Origin of the sequence: Microbacterium testaceum (assembly GCF_029761935.1) — a bacterium.
GTDB classification, from domain to species: domain Bacteria; phylum Actinomycetota; class Actinomycetes; order Actinomycetales; family Microbacteriaceae; genus Microbacterium; species Microbacterium testaceum_A.
The window spans coordinates 1,069,121-1,086,350 of sequence record NZ_CP121699.1 but is presented as its reverse complement, the minus strand read 5'-3'; the positions used below and the strand labels follow the sequence as shown (position 1 = coordinate 1,086,350).

The window sequence follows — 17,230 nt, the reverse complement described above, 5'->3', positions numbered from 1 at the left end:
CCGCCCGCGTTCCCGACGCCGCGGCATCCCTCTCTCATCGATCGGAGAACCATGAACTCGACACGCCTCCTCGCGGCGACCGCCGCGGCCGGCGCGACCGTCCTGCTCCTGTCCGGCTGCGTCGCCAAATCCGACGCGGCGGCCTCGGGTGCACTGTCCGTCACCTCGACCGGCGACGGCTGCGCGGTCTCGGCCGCCAGCGCGCCCAGCGGCACCGTCGCGTTCGACGTGAGCAACAAGAGCGACCAGGTCACGGAGTTCTACCTTCTGGCGTCCGACGGTCTGCGCATCGTCGGCGAAGTCGAGAACATCGCCCCGGGTGCCTCGCGCAACCTCACGGTCGTCGCGCAGCCCGGCGACTACTTCACCCTCTGCAAGCCCGGTATGGTCGGCGACGGGGTGGGCAAGGCGAGCTTCACCGTCACCGGAGACGCCGTCGCCGTCAGTGGTCCGGATGCCGAGCAGAAGCAGAAGGCCGTCGACCTCTACGCCGCCTTCGTCAAGGACCAGGTCGGACAGCTGATCCCCGCCGTGCAGACGTTCACCGCCGCCTACGAGTCGGGCGACGACGCCGCGGCGAAAGAGCAGTTCCCGCGCGTGCGCGCCTTCTACGAGCGCATCGAGCCGATCGCCGAGGCGCTCGGCGACCTCGATCCGCGCATCGACTACCGCGAGGTCGACGCCGTGGCCGAGGGGCTGGACTGGACCGGGTTCCACCGCATCGAGAAGGACCTCTGGGTTCCGGCGCAGGACGCACTGAACGCCGACGGCGAGACCCCCGCGTGGAAGGACTGGGCGCCCTCGACCCCCGCCGAGCGCGCGACCTACGGTGACAAGCTCGTCGCCGACACCCAGGAGCTGTACGACTACGTACACTCCGACGCCTTCACCCAGGCGCTCGACGCGCAGGGCGTCGCGGGGATCTCGAACGGGGCGATCTCGCTGCTCGACGAGGTTGCCACGGGCAAGATCAGCGGCGAAGAGGACTGGTGGTCGGGCACCGACCTCAACGACTTCGCGGCGAACGTCGAGGGCTCGAAGATGGCCTTCTCGCTCGTGCGCGATTTCGCCGATTCGAAGGGCGACAAGGGCATCGCGCTCGTGTCGCGCATCGACGGCGGCTACGCCGATCTCGAGGCGGCCCTGGCGAAGTACGGGTCGCTCGACGCCGGCTTCGTCCCCTACAGCCAGATCACCGAGGCCGACAAGCGCCAGCTCACCGACCTCATCAACGCCCTCGCCGAGCCGCTCTCGCAGCTGACGGTGACGATCCTGGAGTGAGGGTGAGCGACGCGCAGAACATGCCGGAGGAGCAGACCCCGGATGCCACGGGCTTGTCGCGCCGTGGGCTGATGGGCCTCGCCCTCGGCGCCGGGGCCACGGGGCTCGTCGTCGGCGCCGGAGGCGGCCTCGTCGGCGGTCAGGCCTACGCCCTCGAGCAGCAGAAGGCGGTGAAGGATGCCGCGGCGGTGACGACCGGCATCCATCAGCCCGGGATCACGACGCCGGTGCAGGAGCACCTGCACTTCGCCTCGTACGACATGATGGCGCGGACCACGCACGACGACCTCGCCGAGTTGCTCTCGGACTGGACGTACGCCGCGACCCGCATGATGCAGGGGCTCGAGGTGACCGCCACGGGTGCCGTGGGCGGCTCTCCCCAGGCGCCGCCGGACGACACGGGCGAGGCCCTGGGTCTGCCGGCGAGCAACCTCACCATCACGTTCGGATTCGGGCCGTCGCTGTTCGACCAGCGCTTCGGACTCGAGGGGCAGCGTCCCGACGGGCTCGAGCGGCTGCCGGCGTTCCTCGGCGACGATCTCGACCCGCTGCGTTCCGACGGCGATCTCTGCATCCAGGCCTGTGCGGACGACCCGCAGGTGGCGGTCCACGCCATCCGCAACCTCAGTCGGATCGCCTTCGGTCGGGCGACGATCCGGTGGTCGCAGCTCGGGTTCGGTCGCACCTCGAAGACGACCTCCGAGCAGACGACCCCTCGGAATCTGTTCGGGTTCAAGGACGGAACGGCCAACATCCTCGCCGACGATGCGGCCGCTCTCGACGAGAACGTGTGGGTGTCGGCATCCGAGGGTCCGGCCTGGCTCGCGGGCGGGTCGTACCTGGTCGCGCGGCGCATCTCGATGCTCATCGAGACGTGGGACCGCACGCGTCTGGCCGAGCAGGACCGCGTAATCGGTCGTGACAAGGCGAACGGCGCACCGCTCTCGGGCGGCGACGAGTTCACCGCGCCGGACTTCGCGGCGGCGGGCGCCACCGGGGCCCCGGCGATCGACCCGCGCAGCCACGTGCGCCTCGCGCACCCCGACATGAACGGCGGTATCCGACTGCTGCGTCGCGGGTACAACTTCGTCGACGGCACGACCGACCTGGGGCGACTCAACGCCGGCCTGTTCTTCCTGTCGTTCCAGAAGAGCCCGCAGCGGTACATCACCGTGCAGAAGGCCCTCTCGACGGATGCCATGAACGAGTACGTCCGCCACGTCGGCTCGGGGCTGTGGGCCGTGCCGCCCGCACCGGCCGCGGGGGCATCGGTGGGGGCGGGGCTGCTCGGGGCGTAACGCCTGTGCCGACTCGTAAACGCTTCCTGCACCGGAAAACGCCCGCTGAACGCGTTTCCCGGTGCGGGGAGCGTTTCTCGCTGATGGGGGGGTGGCCGGAATAAAGCTCGGCGCTGCGCGTTCCACCATGTATATTCAGATGCATACAAATGGAAGAGGCATCATGAGCGAGACGAACACCTGGCCCGGAATGCAGTTCGGTGTCATGACGGTGAGCGACATCACCCAGGACCCGACCACCGGTACGACGCCGAGCGAAGCCCAGCGCATCAAAGACACCCTCACGATCGCCAAGCACACCGAAGAGGTCGGCCTGGACGTCTTCGCCCTCGGCGAGCACCACAACCCGCCGTTCTGGTCGTCGTCGCCCACGACGACGCTCGCGTACATCGCGGCCCAGACCGAGCGCCTCATCCTCACGACCTCCACGACCCTCATCACCACGAACGACCCGGTGAAGATCGCCGAGGACTTCGCGATGCTGCAGCACGTCTCGGGCGGTCGCGCCGACCTCATGCTCGGCCGCGGCAACACCGGCCCGGTCTACCCCTGGTTCGGCAAGGACATCCGCCAGGGTCTGCCCCTGACCATCGAGAACTACGACCTGCTGCACAAGCTGTGGCGTGAAGACGTCGTCGACTGGGAGGGGAAGTTCCGCACCCCGCTGCAGGGCTTCACCTCGACCCCGCGTCCCCTCGATGGTGTGCCCCCGTTCGTGTGGCACGGCTCGATCCGCACGCCCGAGATCGCCGAGCAGGCCGCGTACTACGGCAACGGCTTCTTCGCGAACAACATCTTCTGGCCCAAGGAGCACTACCAGCGCCTGATCACGCTGTACCGCGAGCGCTTCGCCCACTACGGACACGGCACGCCCCAGCAGGCGATCGTCGGCCTCGGCGGCCAGGTGTTCATGCGCGCCAACTCGCAGGACGCCGTGCGCGAGTTCCGCCCGTACTTCGACAACGCCCCCGTCTACGGCCACGGCCCGAGCCTCGAGGACTTCAGCGAGATGACCCCGCTGACCGTCGGCTCGCCGCAGCAGATCATCGACCGCTACGCCGCGATGCGCGAGACGTTCGGCGACTACCAGCGCCAGCTGTTCCTCATCGACCACGCGGGTCTGCCGACCAAGACCGTGCTCGAGCAGCTCGACATCCTGGGCGGCGAGGTCGTTCCGGTGTTGCGCAAGGAGCTGCAGAAGAACCGCCCCGCCGAGGTGCCGGACGCCCCGACGCACGCCAACCAGGTCGAGAAGATCTACGCCGGCGCGGCCCCGCGTCAGGCGGTTCCCGGCGCGAATCGCGGCGACAACATGGTCTCGGGCAGCCCGTACCAGGATGCCGCGCCTCGCTCGGGCAGCGCCTTCGGTGCGGCCGCGTCGAAGGTCGGTGCCTGAGATGGCCGCCCGTCGCATCGCGGTCGTGACCGCGGGCCTGTCGACGCCCTCGTCGACCCGTATGCTCGGCGACCGGCTCAGCCACGCCGTGCTCGCGGAGCTGCGCGAGCGCGGCATCGAGGCCACCGCCGACGTGTTCGAGCTGCGCGACTACGCGCACGACCTGACCGACAACCTGCTCACCGGCTTCGCCCCTCCCGCCCTCGAGCAGATGATCAACACGGTCGTCTTGGCCGACGGCATCATCGCGGTGACCCCGATCTTCTCGACGAGCTACTCGGGCCTGTTCAAGTCGTTCATCGACGTGCTCGACCCGCAGGCGCTCACCGGAACCCCCGTGCTCCTCGGCGCGAACGCCGGAACCGCGCGGCACTCGCTCGCGATCGACTACGCGATCCGCCCGCTGTTCACCTACCTGCACGCCAACCCCGTGCCCACCGGCGTGTTCGCCGCCTCGAGCGACTGGGGCGCCAACGCCGACGAGGTCGCCCCGCTCGGGTCCCGCGTCGACCGCGGTGCCCGGGAGCTCGCGGATGCCATCGCCGCCCGCGAACCCGTCCGCGACGCCGATCCGTTCGACCCCTCGTCATACCTCGGCGAGGGCCGCTCGTTCGGCCACCTGCTGGGTGGACTGTCGGGGGAGTGACCCTGTGACGAAGCCCCGTCGCCCGTTGGTTCGGGCGGCGGGGCGTCCTGCTTCTCGCCGGGCGGCGCAGAGTGGCCGATTCGCGCGATCTCGGTTGGCATCGGGGGTTTCGGGCTGAGGTTGTGCGAATCGCCGAGGTTGCTGTGCGCCGCCGGCCGGTCGAGGCCGGCGCGGGACGCGGAGGATGCGGCGGATGCCGAGCGGTAAGGCGACGGCATCCGTTCTGCTGCTTCGGGTCGAACGCGACGTGAGCGCCGGGGCGCCCGCGCGCGGATCTAGGGTGGGAGCGAGCCGGAGGAGACCGAATGGATGCCACGCAGTGGGACGAGCGCTACCGCGCCTCCGCCGGGGGAGTGTGGGCGACCCAACCTCCCGCCGTCGTCCGCGCGATCGCCGGCGCGCTGCCGCCGGGCTCCGCGATCGACGTCGCAACCGGCGACGGACGCACGGCCCTCTGGCTGGCGCAGCGCGGCTGGACGACGACCGGCATCGACTTCTCGGAAGCGGGTCTGGCGCTCGCGGCAGCCCGCCCGGGCGGCGACGCCGTCTCGTGGGTGCGTGCCGACGTGCACGAGTTCGAGCCCGCGGCATCCGTCGATCTCGTGGTGTCGTGCTACCTGCACCTGGGCGACAACGCCGCCGCGATCGCGCGCATCGCCGAATGGGTGGCGCCCGGGGGAACCCTCATCGTCCTCGGCCACGACGTCGACAACATCGCCGCGGGCGGGCACGGACCCTCTGACCCGGCGATCCTCTATACGCCCGAGCTGCTGCGCGGCGCGCTCGACGACCGTTTCCGCGTCGAGCGTTGTGAGCAGGTGACGCGCGGCTCCGCTGATTCCGAGCTGCGCGACGGGCACACGAGTCCCGCGATCGACACGGTGCTGCACGCGGTGCGGGTGCGCTGAGGAGCGCCGCCGCTCCGCCCGCGACCGGGGGCTTCGACGGGCTCAGCCGCCTGCGTTGCGCCTCACAGCACGATGTCGTCGGTGCTGCGCAGTTCGCGCGCAGCGACCGGTCGCAGGCCGCGACGAACGAAGGTGTCGGCGTCGACGAGCTGTCCGACGTCGACGCCCGCTTCGGCCGCTATATCGGCGATCGGGACCTGGAACGTGCGGAACGCGCCGAGGGGCGGCACCACGAGCCCTTGCCGCGTGTCGACGAGGTCGCTCTGGTCGAGCACGAAACCGGCCGCGGCGGGCGTGTCGTCCTGGCGCCACGCGGCGATCTTCCAGAAGCGCAGCGGCACCCGGATGCCGCGGTACGGCGGGTCGTCGTCGGCGAGCACCGGCGCGGTGAACACGGCGAGGCGCTGGTCGGTCGTCTCGGCGTAGGCCAAGACGTGGTCTTCGAGACCGAGCCAGAGCTCTTTCGACTGGTTGAAGCCGGCGGCCTGCGGGGCGGCGTTCGTGTAGAAGAACGTGGCCTCGGTGGCCGCGCGCGCCTCAGCGGTGGCGCCCCAGCCCGGATCGCGCCGACGCACGAGGTGCCCGCGGTCGAGATCGTTGCGGCTGTAGGCCTCGGGTCCGGCCTGGCTCTCTTCGGGTACGCGGGGATCGAGTCGCCACTCACCGGTGCGCGCGAGGTCGAGCAGGCGAGCGCCGTCGATGACCACGGCGGTGACCGCCGCGAAGCGCCGCTGCTCATCGAGCAGCACCGAGAATCGCGGATAGTCGATCTGCGTCGTCGCTCGCGCGGGAGAGGGAAGGGGCAGGGGGATGCCGAGGAAGTCCGGGTCGTAGCCGTCGCTCATGCCCCCATCGTGCCGGTGACCTCCGACATCGCGACAGACTGGGTCGATGGAACAGCACGTGAAGACCCGCCCCGACGCCCCCGCGGGGTTCTTCGCCGCCGAGGCCGCGGGGCTGGAATGGCTCGCCGACGCGGGCGGCGCGCGCATCGCCGAGGTGATCGAGGTCGCGGACCGGCGGATCGTGCTGGAGCGCATCGCCGAGGCGCGTCCCTCCGCGGAGGCCGCCGACGCCTTCGGCGCCGCGCTCGTCGCGACCCACGACGCGGGGGCTGAGGCGTTCGGCTCGCCGCCTCCCGGCTGGACGGGCGACATCTTCATCGGCAGCAGACCGCAACCCGCGCGGCCGAAGCCCACCTGGGGCGTCTTCTACGCGGCGCAGCGCGTCGAGCCGTTCGTGCCGATCGCCGTCGCGGCCGGCAACCTGTCGGCATCCGGAGCCGAGGTCGTCGCGCGCGCGTGCGCGCTGATCGCGGCCGGAGCCTTCGACGACGACGAACCGCCCGCGCGGCTGCACGGCGACCTCTGGGCGGGCAACGTGCTGTGGGGCGAGGACGGTGTCGTGCTGATCGACCCGGCAGCGCACGGCGGTCATCGCGAGACCGATCTCGCGATGCTCGCGCTGTTCGGATGCCCCTTCCTCGAGCGGATCGTCGACGCCTACGACCGCGCGCACCCGTTGCGCGAGGGCTGGAGCGAGCGCGTGCCCGTGCACCAGTTGCATCCCCTCGCCGTGCACGCCGCCGGACACGGGCCGTCGTACGGGCGGGCCCTCGTCGAGGCCGCCGAGCGGACGCTCGCGTTGGTCTGAGGCGCCGGGCGCCGGCATCCGGGATCGGTGCGAGCAGAATCGCAGACTCGCGCCGGAATCGGACGCACGGCCGCGTGAGATCCGACACCGGCGCGATCGTCCGATTCCGCGAGGGTCAGGAGCGCGCGGCCGCCCGGCGCTTCGCCCGCCGCGCGAGCACCAGATCGATGCCGACGCCGATCCCCACGGCCACGACGATCGACACCACCACCGCCACCACCGGACCGCCCGGCACGAGCGCCGCGACGACCGCCCCGACCACCGCTTGGTACGCCGCCCACGCGAGGGCCGCGAGCGCCGCGACGCCCAGGTACCGCGCCGGATTCACCCGCGCCGCCCCCGCCGCGAGGTTGACCGCGAGCCGCGCGAAGGGCACGAACCGCGCGGTGAAGAGCACGACGGCGGCGTTGCGTTCGAGGCGCGCCCGCGCCCAGTCGAGGGCGGCGGAGACGCGGGGCCCGCGCATCCAGGCCCAGCGCTCGACGCCCACGAGACGTCCCACCAGATAGCAGCCGAGGTCGCCGGCGAAGGCCGCGGCCCCCGCGACGAGGATCACCGCTGCGAGCGGGGGAGTGCCGTGGGCGACGGCGAGGGCACCGAACGCCGTGACCGCGGCCTCACCGGGGATCACGACGAGGAACGCGTCGGCGAACACGAGCAGTGCCATCGCGGGCAGGGCCCACGGGCTCGCCGCGATCGCCTGTAGCCAGGCGTCGACTCCGTCCATTCCGTCACTCTCCGCCGCTGATCGAGACGCCCCGCCGACGCGGGGGTGACGCCCGGCGGAGCATCCGGTGAACATCGCGAACGTCGGGCGCGAACGGCCCCCGCGAGGCCGCGACACGCCTCACCCTGGTCTCGTGAGAGTCGCGCTGCTGGCCGAATCCTTCCTCCCGCACATGAACGGGGTCACCGGTTCCGTTCTCCACGTCCTGCGCCATCTGGCGGAGGCGGGCCACGAGACGCTCGTGATCGCCCCCAGATCCGGCGACGTCACCGCCGACCTGCACGGAGCCCGCACCGAGCTGCTGCGTTCGGTTCCCCTGCCGTCGTACCCCGAGGTGCGCGTGGTCTTCGCCCGGGCCGCGCGCCTGGGAGCCCTGCTGCGCGACTTCGCCCCCGACGTCGTGCACCTGGCATCGCCGTTCGTGCTGGGGTGGCAGGGTCTCGCGGCCGCCGACGCGCTGAAGATCCCCTCGGTCGCGGTCTACCAGACGGACGTCGTCGCCTACTCGCAGAAGTACGGACTGCCGCACGCGACCGCTCTCGTCGCCGGACACGTCTCGCGCCTGCACCGCCGGGCGACTCTCACGCTCGCGCCCTCGTCGGCGTCGACCCGGCAGCTCGAGGACCTCGGCGTCGACCGCATCCGTCGGTGGGGCAGGGGAGTGGATGCCGTGCGCTTCGCCCCCGAGCACCGCGACGACCGGTGGCGGGCGCGGATCGCCCCGAACGGCGAGCGCATCATCGGCTACGTCGGTCGCCTGGCGCCCGAGAAGCAGGTCGACGACCTCCGCGCCCTCGCCGACCTCCCCGACACGCGGCTGGTCATCGTCGGCGACGGCCCCTCGCGTCCCGCCCTCGAGAAGGCGATCCCGGATGCCGTGTTCACCGGCCACCTGGGCGGTTCGGAGCTCGCGTCGACCCTCGCGGGCTTCGACGTGTTCGTGCACCCGGGGGAGAGCGAGACCTTCGGTCAAACCATTCAGGAGGCGCTCGCCAGCGGTGTTCCGGTGGTCGCGACGGGTGTCGGTGGTCCCCTCGACCTCGTGCGCTCGAGCGTCGACGGGTGGCTCTACAAGCCCGGCGACCTCGACGACCTGCGCGCGCGCGTCGCGGACCTCGTGGGCGACGACGCCAAACGCCGCGCCTTCGCCCGCGCGGCGCGCGGCTCGGTGGAGGGACGCACGTGGGCGGCGCTGACCGGGTCGCTGATCGAGCACTACCGCGACGCCATCGCCCTGCGCCGCGTCGACGACAGCCTGCTGCGGCGCGGCAGTCCACGACCGGCCGGCACCGCGGCATCCCGCACTCGAGGACGGTGGACGCGTTTCGTGGCCCTCGGGGACTCGCTGACCGAGGGGCTGTGCGACGCCTCGCGGATGCCGTCGGGGCAGTTCCGCGGCTGGGCCGACCGTCTCGCCGAGCTCCTCGCCGGAACCACCGACGAGGGGCCGTTCCGCTACGCGAATCTCGCCGTGCGCAGCCGTCGGGTGCGGCACCTGATCGACGAGCAGATCCCCGCGGCTCTCGCCCTGAAGCCCGACCTGGTGTCGATCCTCATCGGTGCGAACGATCTCGTGGGGCCGGCGCCCGTGCTCCCGGCGCTGGTGGCCGAGGTCGAGTCGGCGGTGCGCGCGGTGCGCCGGACCGGTGCCGATGTGCTGCTGGTGACGACGTTCCTTCCGCGACGGCCCGCCGCGCGCATCTTCGCCCGACGGTTCGCGGCGTACAACGTGCACTTGCGTCGGATCGCGGCGGAGCAGGGCGCGATCCTGCTCGACCTCGAGGCCGTGGGCGAGATCGGCGAGGCGCCGATGTGGGCCGATGACCTCGTGCACCTCAGTTCGGCCGGGCACCGCCTCGTCGCCTACCGCGGGGCGGAAGCCCTGGGCGTGCCCGACGCGCGGGCGCTGCTCGGTCTCGATGAGGCGCTGCACGCCGACGAGGCCGAGCGTCCGCGCGGAACCTGGCTCACGCGCGACGCTCTGCCATGGGTGTGGCGCCGCGTGCGCGGGCGGACGGCGGGAGACGGGATCGTCGCCAAGCACGCGGGCTACATCGAGCTGCCCATCCGCGGTGATCGGGAGCGCGCCGACGCGGTCTGAGTCATCCGCTGGATCGCGGCGGGCGCGTGCACCGGGCGACCCGGTGTTCGTTCGCGTCGCCTGCGCGCTCGCGGCGAGGCGTCAGTACCAGCCGGTGCGCTGGGAGTGGTCCCACGCGCCGCAGGGGGAGCCGTACCGCGAGCCGATGTACGACAGGCCCCAGGAGATCTGGGTGACGGCGTTGGTGCGCCAGTCGAGTCCGGCGGAGGCCATCTTGTCGCCGGGGAGAGCCTGAGGGATGCCGTAGGCACCGCTGCCCGCGTTGTAGGCGTCGGCCCGCCATCCCGATTCGCGATTCCACAGCGAGACGAGGCAGGAGAACTGGTCGTCGCCCCAGCCGTAGCGGCCGATCGCGCCGCGCGCCGCGGACCGCGCCTCGCTCGGGCTCATGATCGGACCGGCCGGAGCCGTCGACCCCGCCCCCGAGCCGCCGCCGCCCGAACCGCCGGTCGATCCGCTTCCCCCGCCCGAGGAGCCGTTGTTCGCGCCGCCCCCGGTCGAGGTGGAGCCGCCGCCGGTCGCTCCACCACCGCTCGTCGTCCCGCCGCCCGGAGCCGCGCCGCCACCGGTGCTCGCCCCGCCGGCGGATCCGCCGGACTGCGCCGCATCGCGCTGCACCTTCTGCTCTTCGCGCGCCGCGCGCTCCTGAGCGGCGGTCGTCGCCCGGAGGGCCGCGAGCTGGGCGTAGAGATCGTCGAGGCGGCCCTGCGTCTCGCGCACCGTCGCCGCCTCGGCGTCCGCATCGCTCTGCGCCGCCGCCGCGGTGGCTCGAGCGTCGGCGGCCACACGCGCGGCTTCGTCCCGCGCCTGCTCGGCCTGCTCGCGCAGCGACGTCGCGACGTCGGCCGCACTGCGGGCCCGGCCCGCGGTGCGCGCGGCGACCTCCGAGACCCGATCCAGGATGCCGAGCCGTTCCAGCAACGAATCGGGATCGGCGTCCGTCAGCAGCTGCGCCACCAGCGGGCCGCCGCCCACGGTGCGGTACAGCCGCGCGGCGCTGGCACCGGCGGCCGTGGCGCTCGAGGTCTCGGCGGCGTCGGCCGAGGCGCTCTCGGCGCTCAACGCCGCCGCGCGCGCAGCGGTCGTCTCGGCCAGCAGTCGCGTCTGCTCGGCGGTCGCCGACGCATCGAGGGCGCGGCGCGACGCCGCCACGGCGACGGCCTCCGCGGCATCCAACTCCGCCTGCACCCGGGCGACGGCGCTCTCGTCGACCGCGGCGGCGGGAGTCACGGACCCCGTGCCGAGAATCGCCGCGGAGGCGGGGACGGGGGCGAGGGTCAGGCCGGCGAGGACGCACGCGAGAAGCGTGTGACTCGTGCGACGGATGAGGCCCATGAGGTCACGGTAGAGCACGACGCCGTGCGCTGCCCACCCGGAAGGGGTCGTCGCTGGTAGGGTGGCGAGGGATGCCGTCGTGGCATCGGCTCAACTACATATGAGCTCACGGAGCAGGCCGGCAGACGCTGGTCCCCTGTGGTGGACTCCCCGTCGTATGCCGGGTGGTCGTCTACTGGTGGCCAGTCGCCGGGATTCCGGGTCGATTCGTCGGCGCGCCCTTTCTGCCTGTTCCTGCTCCTTCGCATGTCAGCTCGTCGCCCACACGGGGCGGCGAGCCTAAACAAAGAAGGAGGGACCTCTTGGAAGGTCCAGAAATCACCGCCGCTGAAGCCGTTCTCGACAACGGCCGTTTCGGCACCCGTACCGTCCGGTTCGAAACCGGACGCCTCGCTCAGCAGGCTCAGGGCGCAGTCGCCGCCTACCTCGACGAGGAGACCATGCTGTTGTCGGCCACCAGCGCCGGCAAGCACCCGCGTGAAGGATTCGACTTCTTCCCGCTGACCGTCGACGTCGAGGAGCGCTCGTACGCCGCCGGCAAGATCCCCGGCTCGTTCTTCCGCCGCGAGGGTCGCCCCTCCACCGAGGCCATCCTCGTGTGCCGCCTCATCGACCGCCCGCTGCGCCCGTCGTTCGTCGACGGCCTGCGCAACGAGGTGCAGATCGTCGTCACCGTGCTGTCGATCGCCCCCGGCGAGTTCTACGACGCGCTGGCCATCAACGCCGCCTCGCTGTCGACCCAGATCTCGGGTCTGCCGTTCTCGGGTCCCATCGCGGGTGTGCGCCTGGCGCTCATCCCCGGCCAGGGCGAGAACGCCGACCAGTGGGTCGCCTTCCCGACCGTCACGCAGCTCGAGGACGCCGTCTTCGACCTCATCGTCGCGGGCCGCGTGCTCGACGACGGCGACGTCGCCATCATGATGGTGGAGGCCGAGGCCACCGAGGGCAGCTGGAACATGATCAAGGGCGGCGCGACCAAGCCGAACGAGCAGGTCGTCGCCGAGGGCCTCGAGGCCGCCAAGCCCTTCCTGCGCCAGCTCGTCGACGCGCAGAACGAGGTCGCGCGCACCGCGGCCAAGGAGATCCAGTCGTTCCCCGTCTTCCCGGCCTACAGCCAGGAGACCTACGACTTCGTCGCCGGTCGTGCCTACGACCGTCTGGTGCCCGTGTACCAGATCGCCGACAAGCAGGAGCGTCAGAACGCCGATGACGAGGTCAAGACCTCGGTCAAGGAGCAGCTCGTGGCCGCCGTCGAGTCGGGCGAGCTGCCCGCCGTCGCGACCCTCGAGTTCAACGCTGCCTACAAGTCGGTCACCAAGACGATCGTCCGCGGTCGAATCCTGGCCGAGGGCGTCCGCATGGACGGCCGCGGACTCGCCGACATCCGCCCGCTCGATGCCGAGGTGCAGGTCATCCCGCGCGTTCACGGCTCGGCGATCTTCCAGCGCGGCGAGACCCAGATCCTGGGCGTCACCACGCTGAACATGCTCAAGATGGAGCAGCAGATCGACTCGCTCTCGCCCATCACGAGCAAGCGCTACCTGCACCACTACAACTTCCCGCCGTACTCGACCGGTGAGACCGGTCGCGTGGGTTCGCCGAAGCGTCGCGAGATCGGTCACGGCTTCCTGGCCGAGCGCGCGCTCGTTCCGGTGCTCCCCAGCCGCGAGGAGTTCCCCTACGCGATCCGTCAGGTGTCCGAGGCCCTCGGCTCCAACGGCTCGACGTCGATGGGCTCGGTCTGCGCCTCGACCCTGTCGCTGCTGAACGCGGGTGTGCCGCTGCGCGCCCCCGTCGCCGGTATCGCCATGGGTCTGGTCACCGACGAGGTCGACGGACAGACGCGCTACGCCGCCCTGACCGACATCCTCGGCGCCGAAGACGCCCTCGGCGACATGGACTTCAAGGTCGCCGGCACGAGCGAGTTCATCACCGCGATCCAGCTCGACACCAAGCTCGACGGCATCCCGTCGTCGGTGCTGGCCGCCGCCCTCACCCAGGCCAAGGAGGCTCGCCTCACGATCCTCAACGTCCTGAACTCGGCGATCGACGCTCCCGACGAGATGGCGCCCACCGCGCCCCGCGTCATCAGCGTGCAGATCCCGGTCGACAAGATCGGCGAGCTCATCGGACCCAAGGGCAAGACGATCAACTCCATCCAGGACGAGACCGGCGCCCAGATTTCGATCGAGGACGACGGCACCGTCTACATCGGTGCGACCGACGGCCCCTCGGCCGAGGCGGCCCGCGCCCAGGTGAACGCGATCGCCAACCCGACCAACCCCGAGGTGGGGGAGCAGTTCCTCGGAACCGTCGTCAAGATCGCGACCTTCGGTGCGTTCGTCTCGCTGCTTCCCGGCAAGGACGGCCTGCTGCACGTCAGCGAGGTCCGCAAGCTCGCCGGTGGCAAGCGCGTCGAGAACGTCGAGGACGTGCTCTCGGTCGGTCGCAAGATCCTCGTGCGCATCACGAAGATCGACGACCGCGGCAAGCTCTCGCTCGAGCCCGTGCTCGACGAGGAGGCCACCACGCCCGAGCCCGCCGACACGCAGAGCTCGGCCGCCGCGAGCGAGGGCCCCGAGGCTCCCGCCGAAGGCTGATCCTTCTCGCTGACCGGATGCCCGTCCCGCTTCGTGCGGGGCGGGCATCCGTCGTGTGACGGGTGTGACGCACGTGGCGAGCGACGCGGAAGCGTTACGCAATGTTTATCGGCGCGGCGGGGCAATCGACGGAGCGGTCACGAGGAAGGCCTAGCCTCGTAGTACGTCGGGGGGCGTGGTGATACGGGCGCTGTTCCGTACCGTCACCCGGCACTGTGGGAGAGGACCTCACCATGAGCGGCTCGGGCGTCGATGAGACGGCCACGCCGCGCCTGCGTCGAGATCGAGCCCCGCACCCGTCGTCACCCATCACCCTGCAGGGGCCGGGGTTGGGTTCGCACGTGCGCGTTCCGCTGGGCGAGACGGGGTTCGATGTCTTCCCGCTGTTCCTCGGCGGGGGAGAGTTCGGGTGGAACGTCGACGCGCGCGCGAGCCACGAGATCCTCGACGCCTACGCCGAGCTCGGCGGCAACGCGCTGCACACCGCCGACAGCTACGCAGCGGGGCGCAGCGAGTTCATCATCGGCGAATGGTTGCGCACCCGCCGCATGCGCGACGACACCGTCCTGACGGTCCGCATCGGCGGTCACCCCGACAACCCCGGGCTCGACTCCGTCAACCTCGTGCGCGCCGTCGAGGCCTCGCTCACGCGCCTCGGCACCGATCGCATCGACGTGCTGTCGCTCGACGCCGCCCGGGGCGACAAGGCGCTCCTCGAGGACACCCTGGCCACGAGCGAGTGGCTCGTCGACGCGGGAAAGGTGCGCGCGATCGGCGCGCACGGCTACACCGCCGCCCAGCTCGTCGAGGCTCGCATCCTGTCGTCGGCGGGGTACCCGCGCATCACGGTGCTCGACGTGCCGTACAACGTGCTGCGCCGCTCGGAGTTCGAAGGCGACGTGCGTCTCATCGCCTCGGCGCAGAACATGGCCGTGACCCCCTCGCATCCGCTCGCTCACGGCTTCCTGGCCGGCGAGACCCGCACTCGCGGTCAGTCCTCGCAGTCGGTGCGCGGCACGCAGGTCGCCGCGCACTTGAACCGGCGGGGCTCGCGCGTACTGCGCGCCCTCGACGCCGTGGGCAGCGAACTCGGCCTCCCGGATGCCGCGGTGGCGGTGGCCTGGCTGCTGGCTCAGAAGATCGTGACGGCGCCCATCGTGAACGCCTTCGCGCCCCGGCACGTCGTGGAGTGCATGCGCGCCGTCGGCGTGCGGCTCAGCCGGGCGCACCTCTCGGATATCGCGCGCGCCGCGGAGTGATCGGCTCCCTGTCGGGGGTGTGACGTAGGCTGGTCGATGAGGGCCGGGGGACGGCAGATCGACGACGGAGTGAGCTGACGTGACGCACTACATCTACCTGGTGCGCCATGGCGAGCACCAGGATGCCGAGCACGGCCTCACCGACGGCCCGCTGTCGCCGCGGGGTCAGCGTCAGGCCGCCCTGCTGGCCGACCGTCTGTCCGGACTCCCGCTCGACGCCGTCTGGCACTCGCCTCTCGAACGCGCGGCGCAGACCGCCCGCGCCGTCGCCGACCGTCTGCCCGCCGTCACTCCCGAGTCCTCGGCGCTTCTGTTCGATTGCATCCCCACCGGTATGACGCCCGAGACGCCCTCGGTGTTCGAGCCCTTCTTCGGCTCGGTGACCGAGGCCGAGATCGATGCGGGCCGCGCGCAGATGGCCGATGCCACCGCCGAGTTCCTCGCCCGCAAGGCCGGTGAGGTCCATGAGCTGGTCATCACGCACAACTTCGTCATCTCGTGGTTCGTCCGCGAGGTGCTGCAGGCGCCCGAGTGGCGCTGGATGACCATCAACCAGGCCTACTGCGGTCTGACGGTCATCGCGCAGAAGAAGGGCCGGCCCTGGACCCTCCTGTCGCACAACGACCTCGCGCACCTGCCGGTCGAGCTGCGCACGGGGCTGGTCGACCCGCTTCCGGTCTGAGCCTCGCGCGGCGCGTCTGTGGATAACGCCGCGACGCCGTGCGCTCGCGCCTAGGCTGGACGTATGACGACGCGTGTGGCCATCGTGGGCGGAACCGGAAAGCTCGGCGGGGTGATCAGGGCGGTCGTCGAGGCCGAAGAGGGCTACGAGGTCACCGCGGTGCTCACCTCGGCCTCTCCGCTCAGCGGGATGGACGGCGCCGATCTCGTGATCGACGCGACGACCCCCGCCGTCTCGATCGACGTCGTCCGTGCGGCGGTCGAGCGCGGCATCAACGTCCTGGTGGGCACGTCGGGTTGGTCGAACGAGCGCATCGCCCTCGTCCGATCGTTGGTGGATGCCAGCGGAACGGGCGCCGTGTTCATCCCCAACTTCTCGCTCGGTTCGGTGATCGGCAGCGCCCTCGCGGCGGCGGCGGCCCCGTTCTTCCCCTCGATCGAGATCGTCGAGGCCCACCACGAGACGAAGATCGATTCTCCCAGCGGGACGGCGGTGCGCACCGCCGAGCTCATCGCGGCGGCGCGGGCCGACGTCGGCCCCGTCGAGTCTCCCCACGTCGACCAGCGTGCCCGCGGACAGCGCGTCGCATCCGTCCCCATTCACTCTCTGCGTCGCCCGGGTGTCGTCGCCCGCCAAGAGACGGTGCTCTCGGGGGCGGGGGAGTCGCTGACGATCCTCCACGACACGATCGAGCCCGCCAAGGCCTACGCTCCCGGCATCCGGATCGCCCTGGCCGCAGCGCGCGACGCGCGCGGCGTGCACGTCGGTCTCGACAGCTTCATCGACATCGGCGTGCGGACGCGTCCCCTGGCGCCCGAGGCTCCGATCGCCGACGGCGACGTGTCGGGCCAGGTCGCGGGCGTCACCAGCGCATGAGAGTGCGCGTCGCGGTCGCCGTCATGACGGTGCTGCTGCTGATGTACGTCGTGCTCGCGGGGCAGCGAGCGATCGTTCTGCTGACGAGCGGAGAGACCGTCGGCGTCGTGATGGGCGTGGCGCTACTCGTGCTCCCGGCCCTGGCGATCTGGGCGATCGGCCGCGAACTGTGGTTCGGTGTGCGCGCCCAGCAGCTGGGGGAGCGGTTGGATGCCGAGGGCGGACTGCCCGACGAAGACCTCCCCGTGCGCCCGAGCGGACGCATCGAACGCGAAGACGGCGACGCGCTGTTCCCGCGCTACCGGGCGGACGTCGAAGAACACCCCGACGACTGGCGCGCGCGCTACCGGCTGGGCCTCGCGTACGACGCGGCGGGCGACCGTCGGCGCGCACGTGATGCGATCCGCACGGCCATCCGTCTCGAGACGTCCGAGCGCCGCGCCGCCTGAGAGCTTCTGCGCGGAACAC

At 71.5% G+C, this 17,230-nt stretch carries 15 protein-coding genes; 12 read left to right on the top strand and 3 right to left on the bottom strand.

The window, feature by feature from the left end:
- Window positions 1–51 precede the first annotated feature (51 nt).
- From efeO to QBE02_RS05365, 5 genes are all read left to right on the top strand, one after another.
- Window positions 52–1,281, top strand: a complete 1,230-nt coding sequence (efeO, locus tag QBE02_RS05385; protein ID WP_279367432.1) for an iron uptake system protein EfeO — start codon at window positions 52–54, stop codon at window positions 1,279–1,281.
- Window positions 1,282–1,301: 20 nt separating this feature from the next.
- On the top strand, window positions 1,302–2,579 hold the full coding sequence (efeB, locus tag QBE02_RS05380) for an iron uptake transporter deferrochelatase/peroxidase subunit (protein WP_279367857.1): 1,278 nt from the start codon (window positions 1,302–1,304) through the stop codon (window positions 2,577–2,579).
- A 163-nt stretch (window positions 2,580–2,742) separates the two neighbouring features.
- Window positions 2,743–3,975, top strand: a complete 1,233-nt coding sequence (locus QBE02_RS05375) for an LLM class flavin-dependent oxidoreductase (protein WP_056227324.1) — start codon at window positions 2,743–2,745, stop codon at window positions 3,973–3,975.
- A 1-nt stretch (window position 3,976) separates the two neighbouring features.
- Window positions 3,977–4,621, top strand: coding sequence for an FMN reductase (locus tag QBE02_RS05370; RefSeq protein WP_279367431.1), 645 nt, complete (start codon window positions 3,977–3,979; stop codon window positions 4,619–4,621).
- Window positions 4,622–4,926: 305 nt separating this feature from the next.
- The gene (locus QBE02_RS05365) at window positions 4,927–5,529 is read left to right on the top strand and encodes a class I SAM-dependent methyltransferase (RefSeq protein WP_279367430.1); all 603 of its coding nucleotides are present in this window, start codon (window positions 4,927–4,929) and stop codon (window positions 5,527–5,529) included.
- Between the two features lie 62 nt (window positions 5,530–5,591).
- Here QBE02_RS05365 and QBE02_RS05360 read toward each other — a convergent pair whose 3' ends face one another.
- Complete coding sequence (locus QBE02_RS05360; RefSeq protein WP_279367429.1) at window positions 5,592–6,374, bottom strand: DNA/RNA non-specific endonuclease; 783 nt, start codon at window positions 6,372–6,374, stop codon at window positions 5,592–5,594.
- A gap of 46 nt (window positions 6,375–6,420) precedes the next feature.
- On the opposite strand from QBE02_RS05360, the gene QBE02_RS05355 reads away from it, so the two are divergent.
- Window positions 6,421–7,182, top strand: coding sequence for a fructosamine kinase family protein (locus tag QBE02_RS05355; protein ID WP_279367428.1), 762 nt, complete (start codon window positions 6,421–6,423; stop codon window positions 7,180–7,182).
- Window positions 7,183–7,297: 115 nt separating this feature from the next.
- Here QBE02_RS05355 and QBE02_RS05350 read toward each other — a convergent pair whose 3' ends face one another.
- Window positions 7,298–7,909 (bottom strand): DedA family protein, encoded by a 612-nt coding sequence (locus tag QBE02_RS05350; protein WP_279367427.1) that lies wholly within the window; start codon window positions 7,907–7,909, stop codon window positions 7,298–7,300.
- A gap of 133 nt (window positions 7,910–8,042) precedes the next feature.
- Between QBE02_RS05350 and QBE02_RS05345 the strand changes: the two genes are divergently transcribed.
- On the top strand, window positions 8,043–10,010 hold the full coding sequence (locus QBE02_RS05345; protein ID WP_279367426.1) for a GDSL-type esterase/lipase family protein: 1,968 nt from the start codon (window positions 8,043–8,045) through the stop codon (window positions 10,008–10,010).
- 81 nt (window positions 10,011–10,091) lie between these two features.
- Here the strand turns inward: QBE02_RS05345 and QBE02_RS05340 are convergent, their stop codons facing one another.
- Window positions 10,092–11,345, bottom strand: a complete 1,254-nt coding sequence (locus QBE02_RS05340; RefSeq protein ID WP_279367425.1) for a hypothetical protein — start codon at window positions 11,343–11,345, stop codon at window positions 10,092–10,094.
- Between the two features lie 302 nt (window positions 11,346–11,647).
- Between QBE02_RS05340 and QBE02_RS05335 the strand changes: the two genes are divergently transcribed.
- The 5 genes from QBE02_RS05335 to QBE02_RS05315 all read left to right on the top strand — a co-directional run bounded on the left by QBE02_RS05335 (window position 11,648) and on the right by QBE02_RS05315 (window position 17,211).
- Entirely contained in the window at window positions 11,648–13,945 is a 2,298-nt protein-coding gene (locus QBE02_RS05335; protein WP_056227345.1) for a polyribonucleotide nucleotidyltransferase, read from the top strand.
- Window positions 13,946–14,178: 233 nt separating this feature from the next.
- Window positions 14,179–15,204: an aldo/keto reductase gene (locus QBE02_RS05330; protein ID WP_056228473.1), complete on the top strand. Its 1,026-nt coding sequence runs from the start codon at window positions 14,179–14,181 to the stop codon at window positions 15,202–15,204.
- A gap of 79 nt (window positions 15,205–15,283) precedes the next feature.
- Entirely contained in the window at window positions 15,284–15,886 is a 603-nt protein-coding gene (locus tag QBE02_RS05325; protein ID WP_056227348.1) for a histidine phosphatase family protein, read from the top strand.
- 63 nt (window positions 15,887–15,949) lie between these two features.
- Window positions 15,950–16,762 (top strand): 4-hydroxy-tetrahydrodipicolinate reductase, encoded by an 813-nt coding sequence (dapB, locus tag QBE02_RS05320; protein ID WP_279367424.1) that lies wholly within the window; start codon window positions 15,950–15,952, stop codon window positions 16,760–16,762.
- A complete protein-coding gene (locus QBE02_RS05315; RefSeq protein ID WP_279367423.1) occupies window positions 16,759–17,211 on the top strand; it encodes a hypothetical protein in 453 nt (150 codons plus the stop codon). The genes dapB and QBE02_RS05315 overlap by 4 nt, the downstream gene beginning before the upstream one ends.
- Window positions 17,212–17,230: the final 19 nt, after the last annotated feature.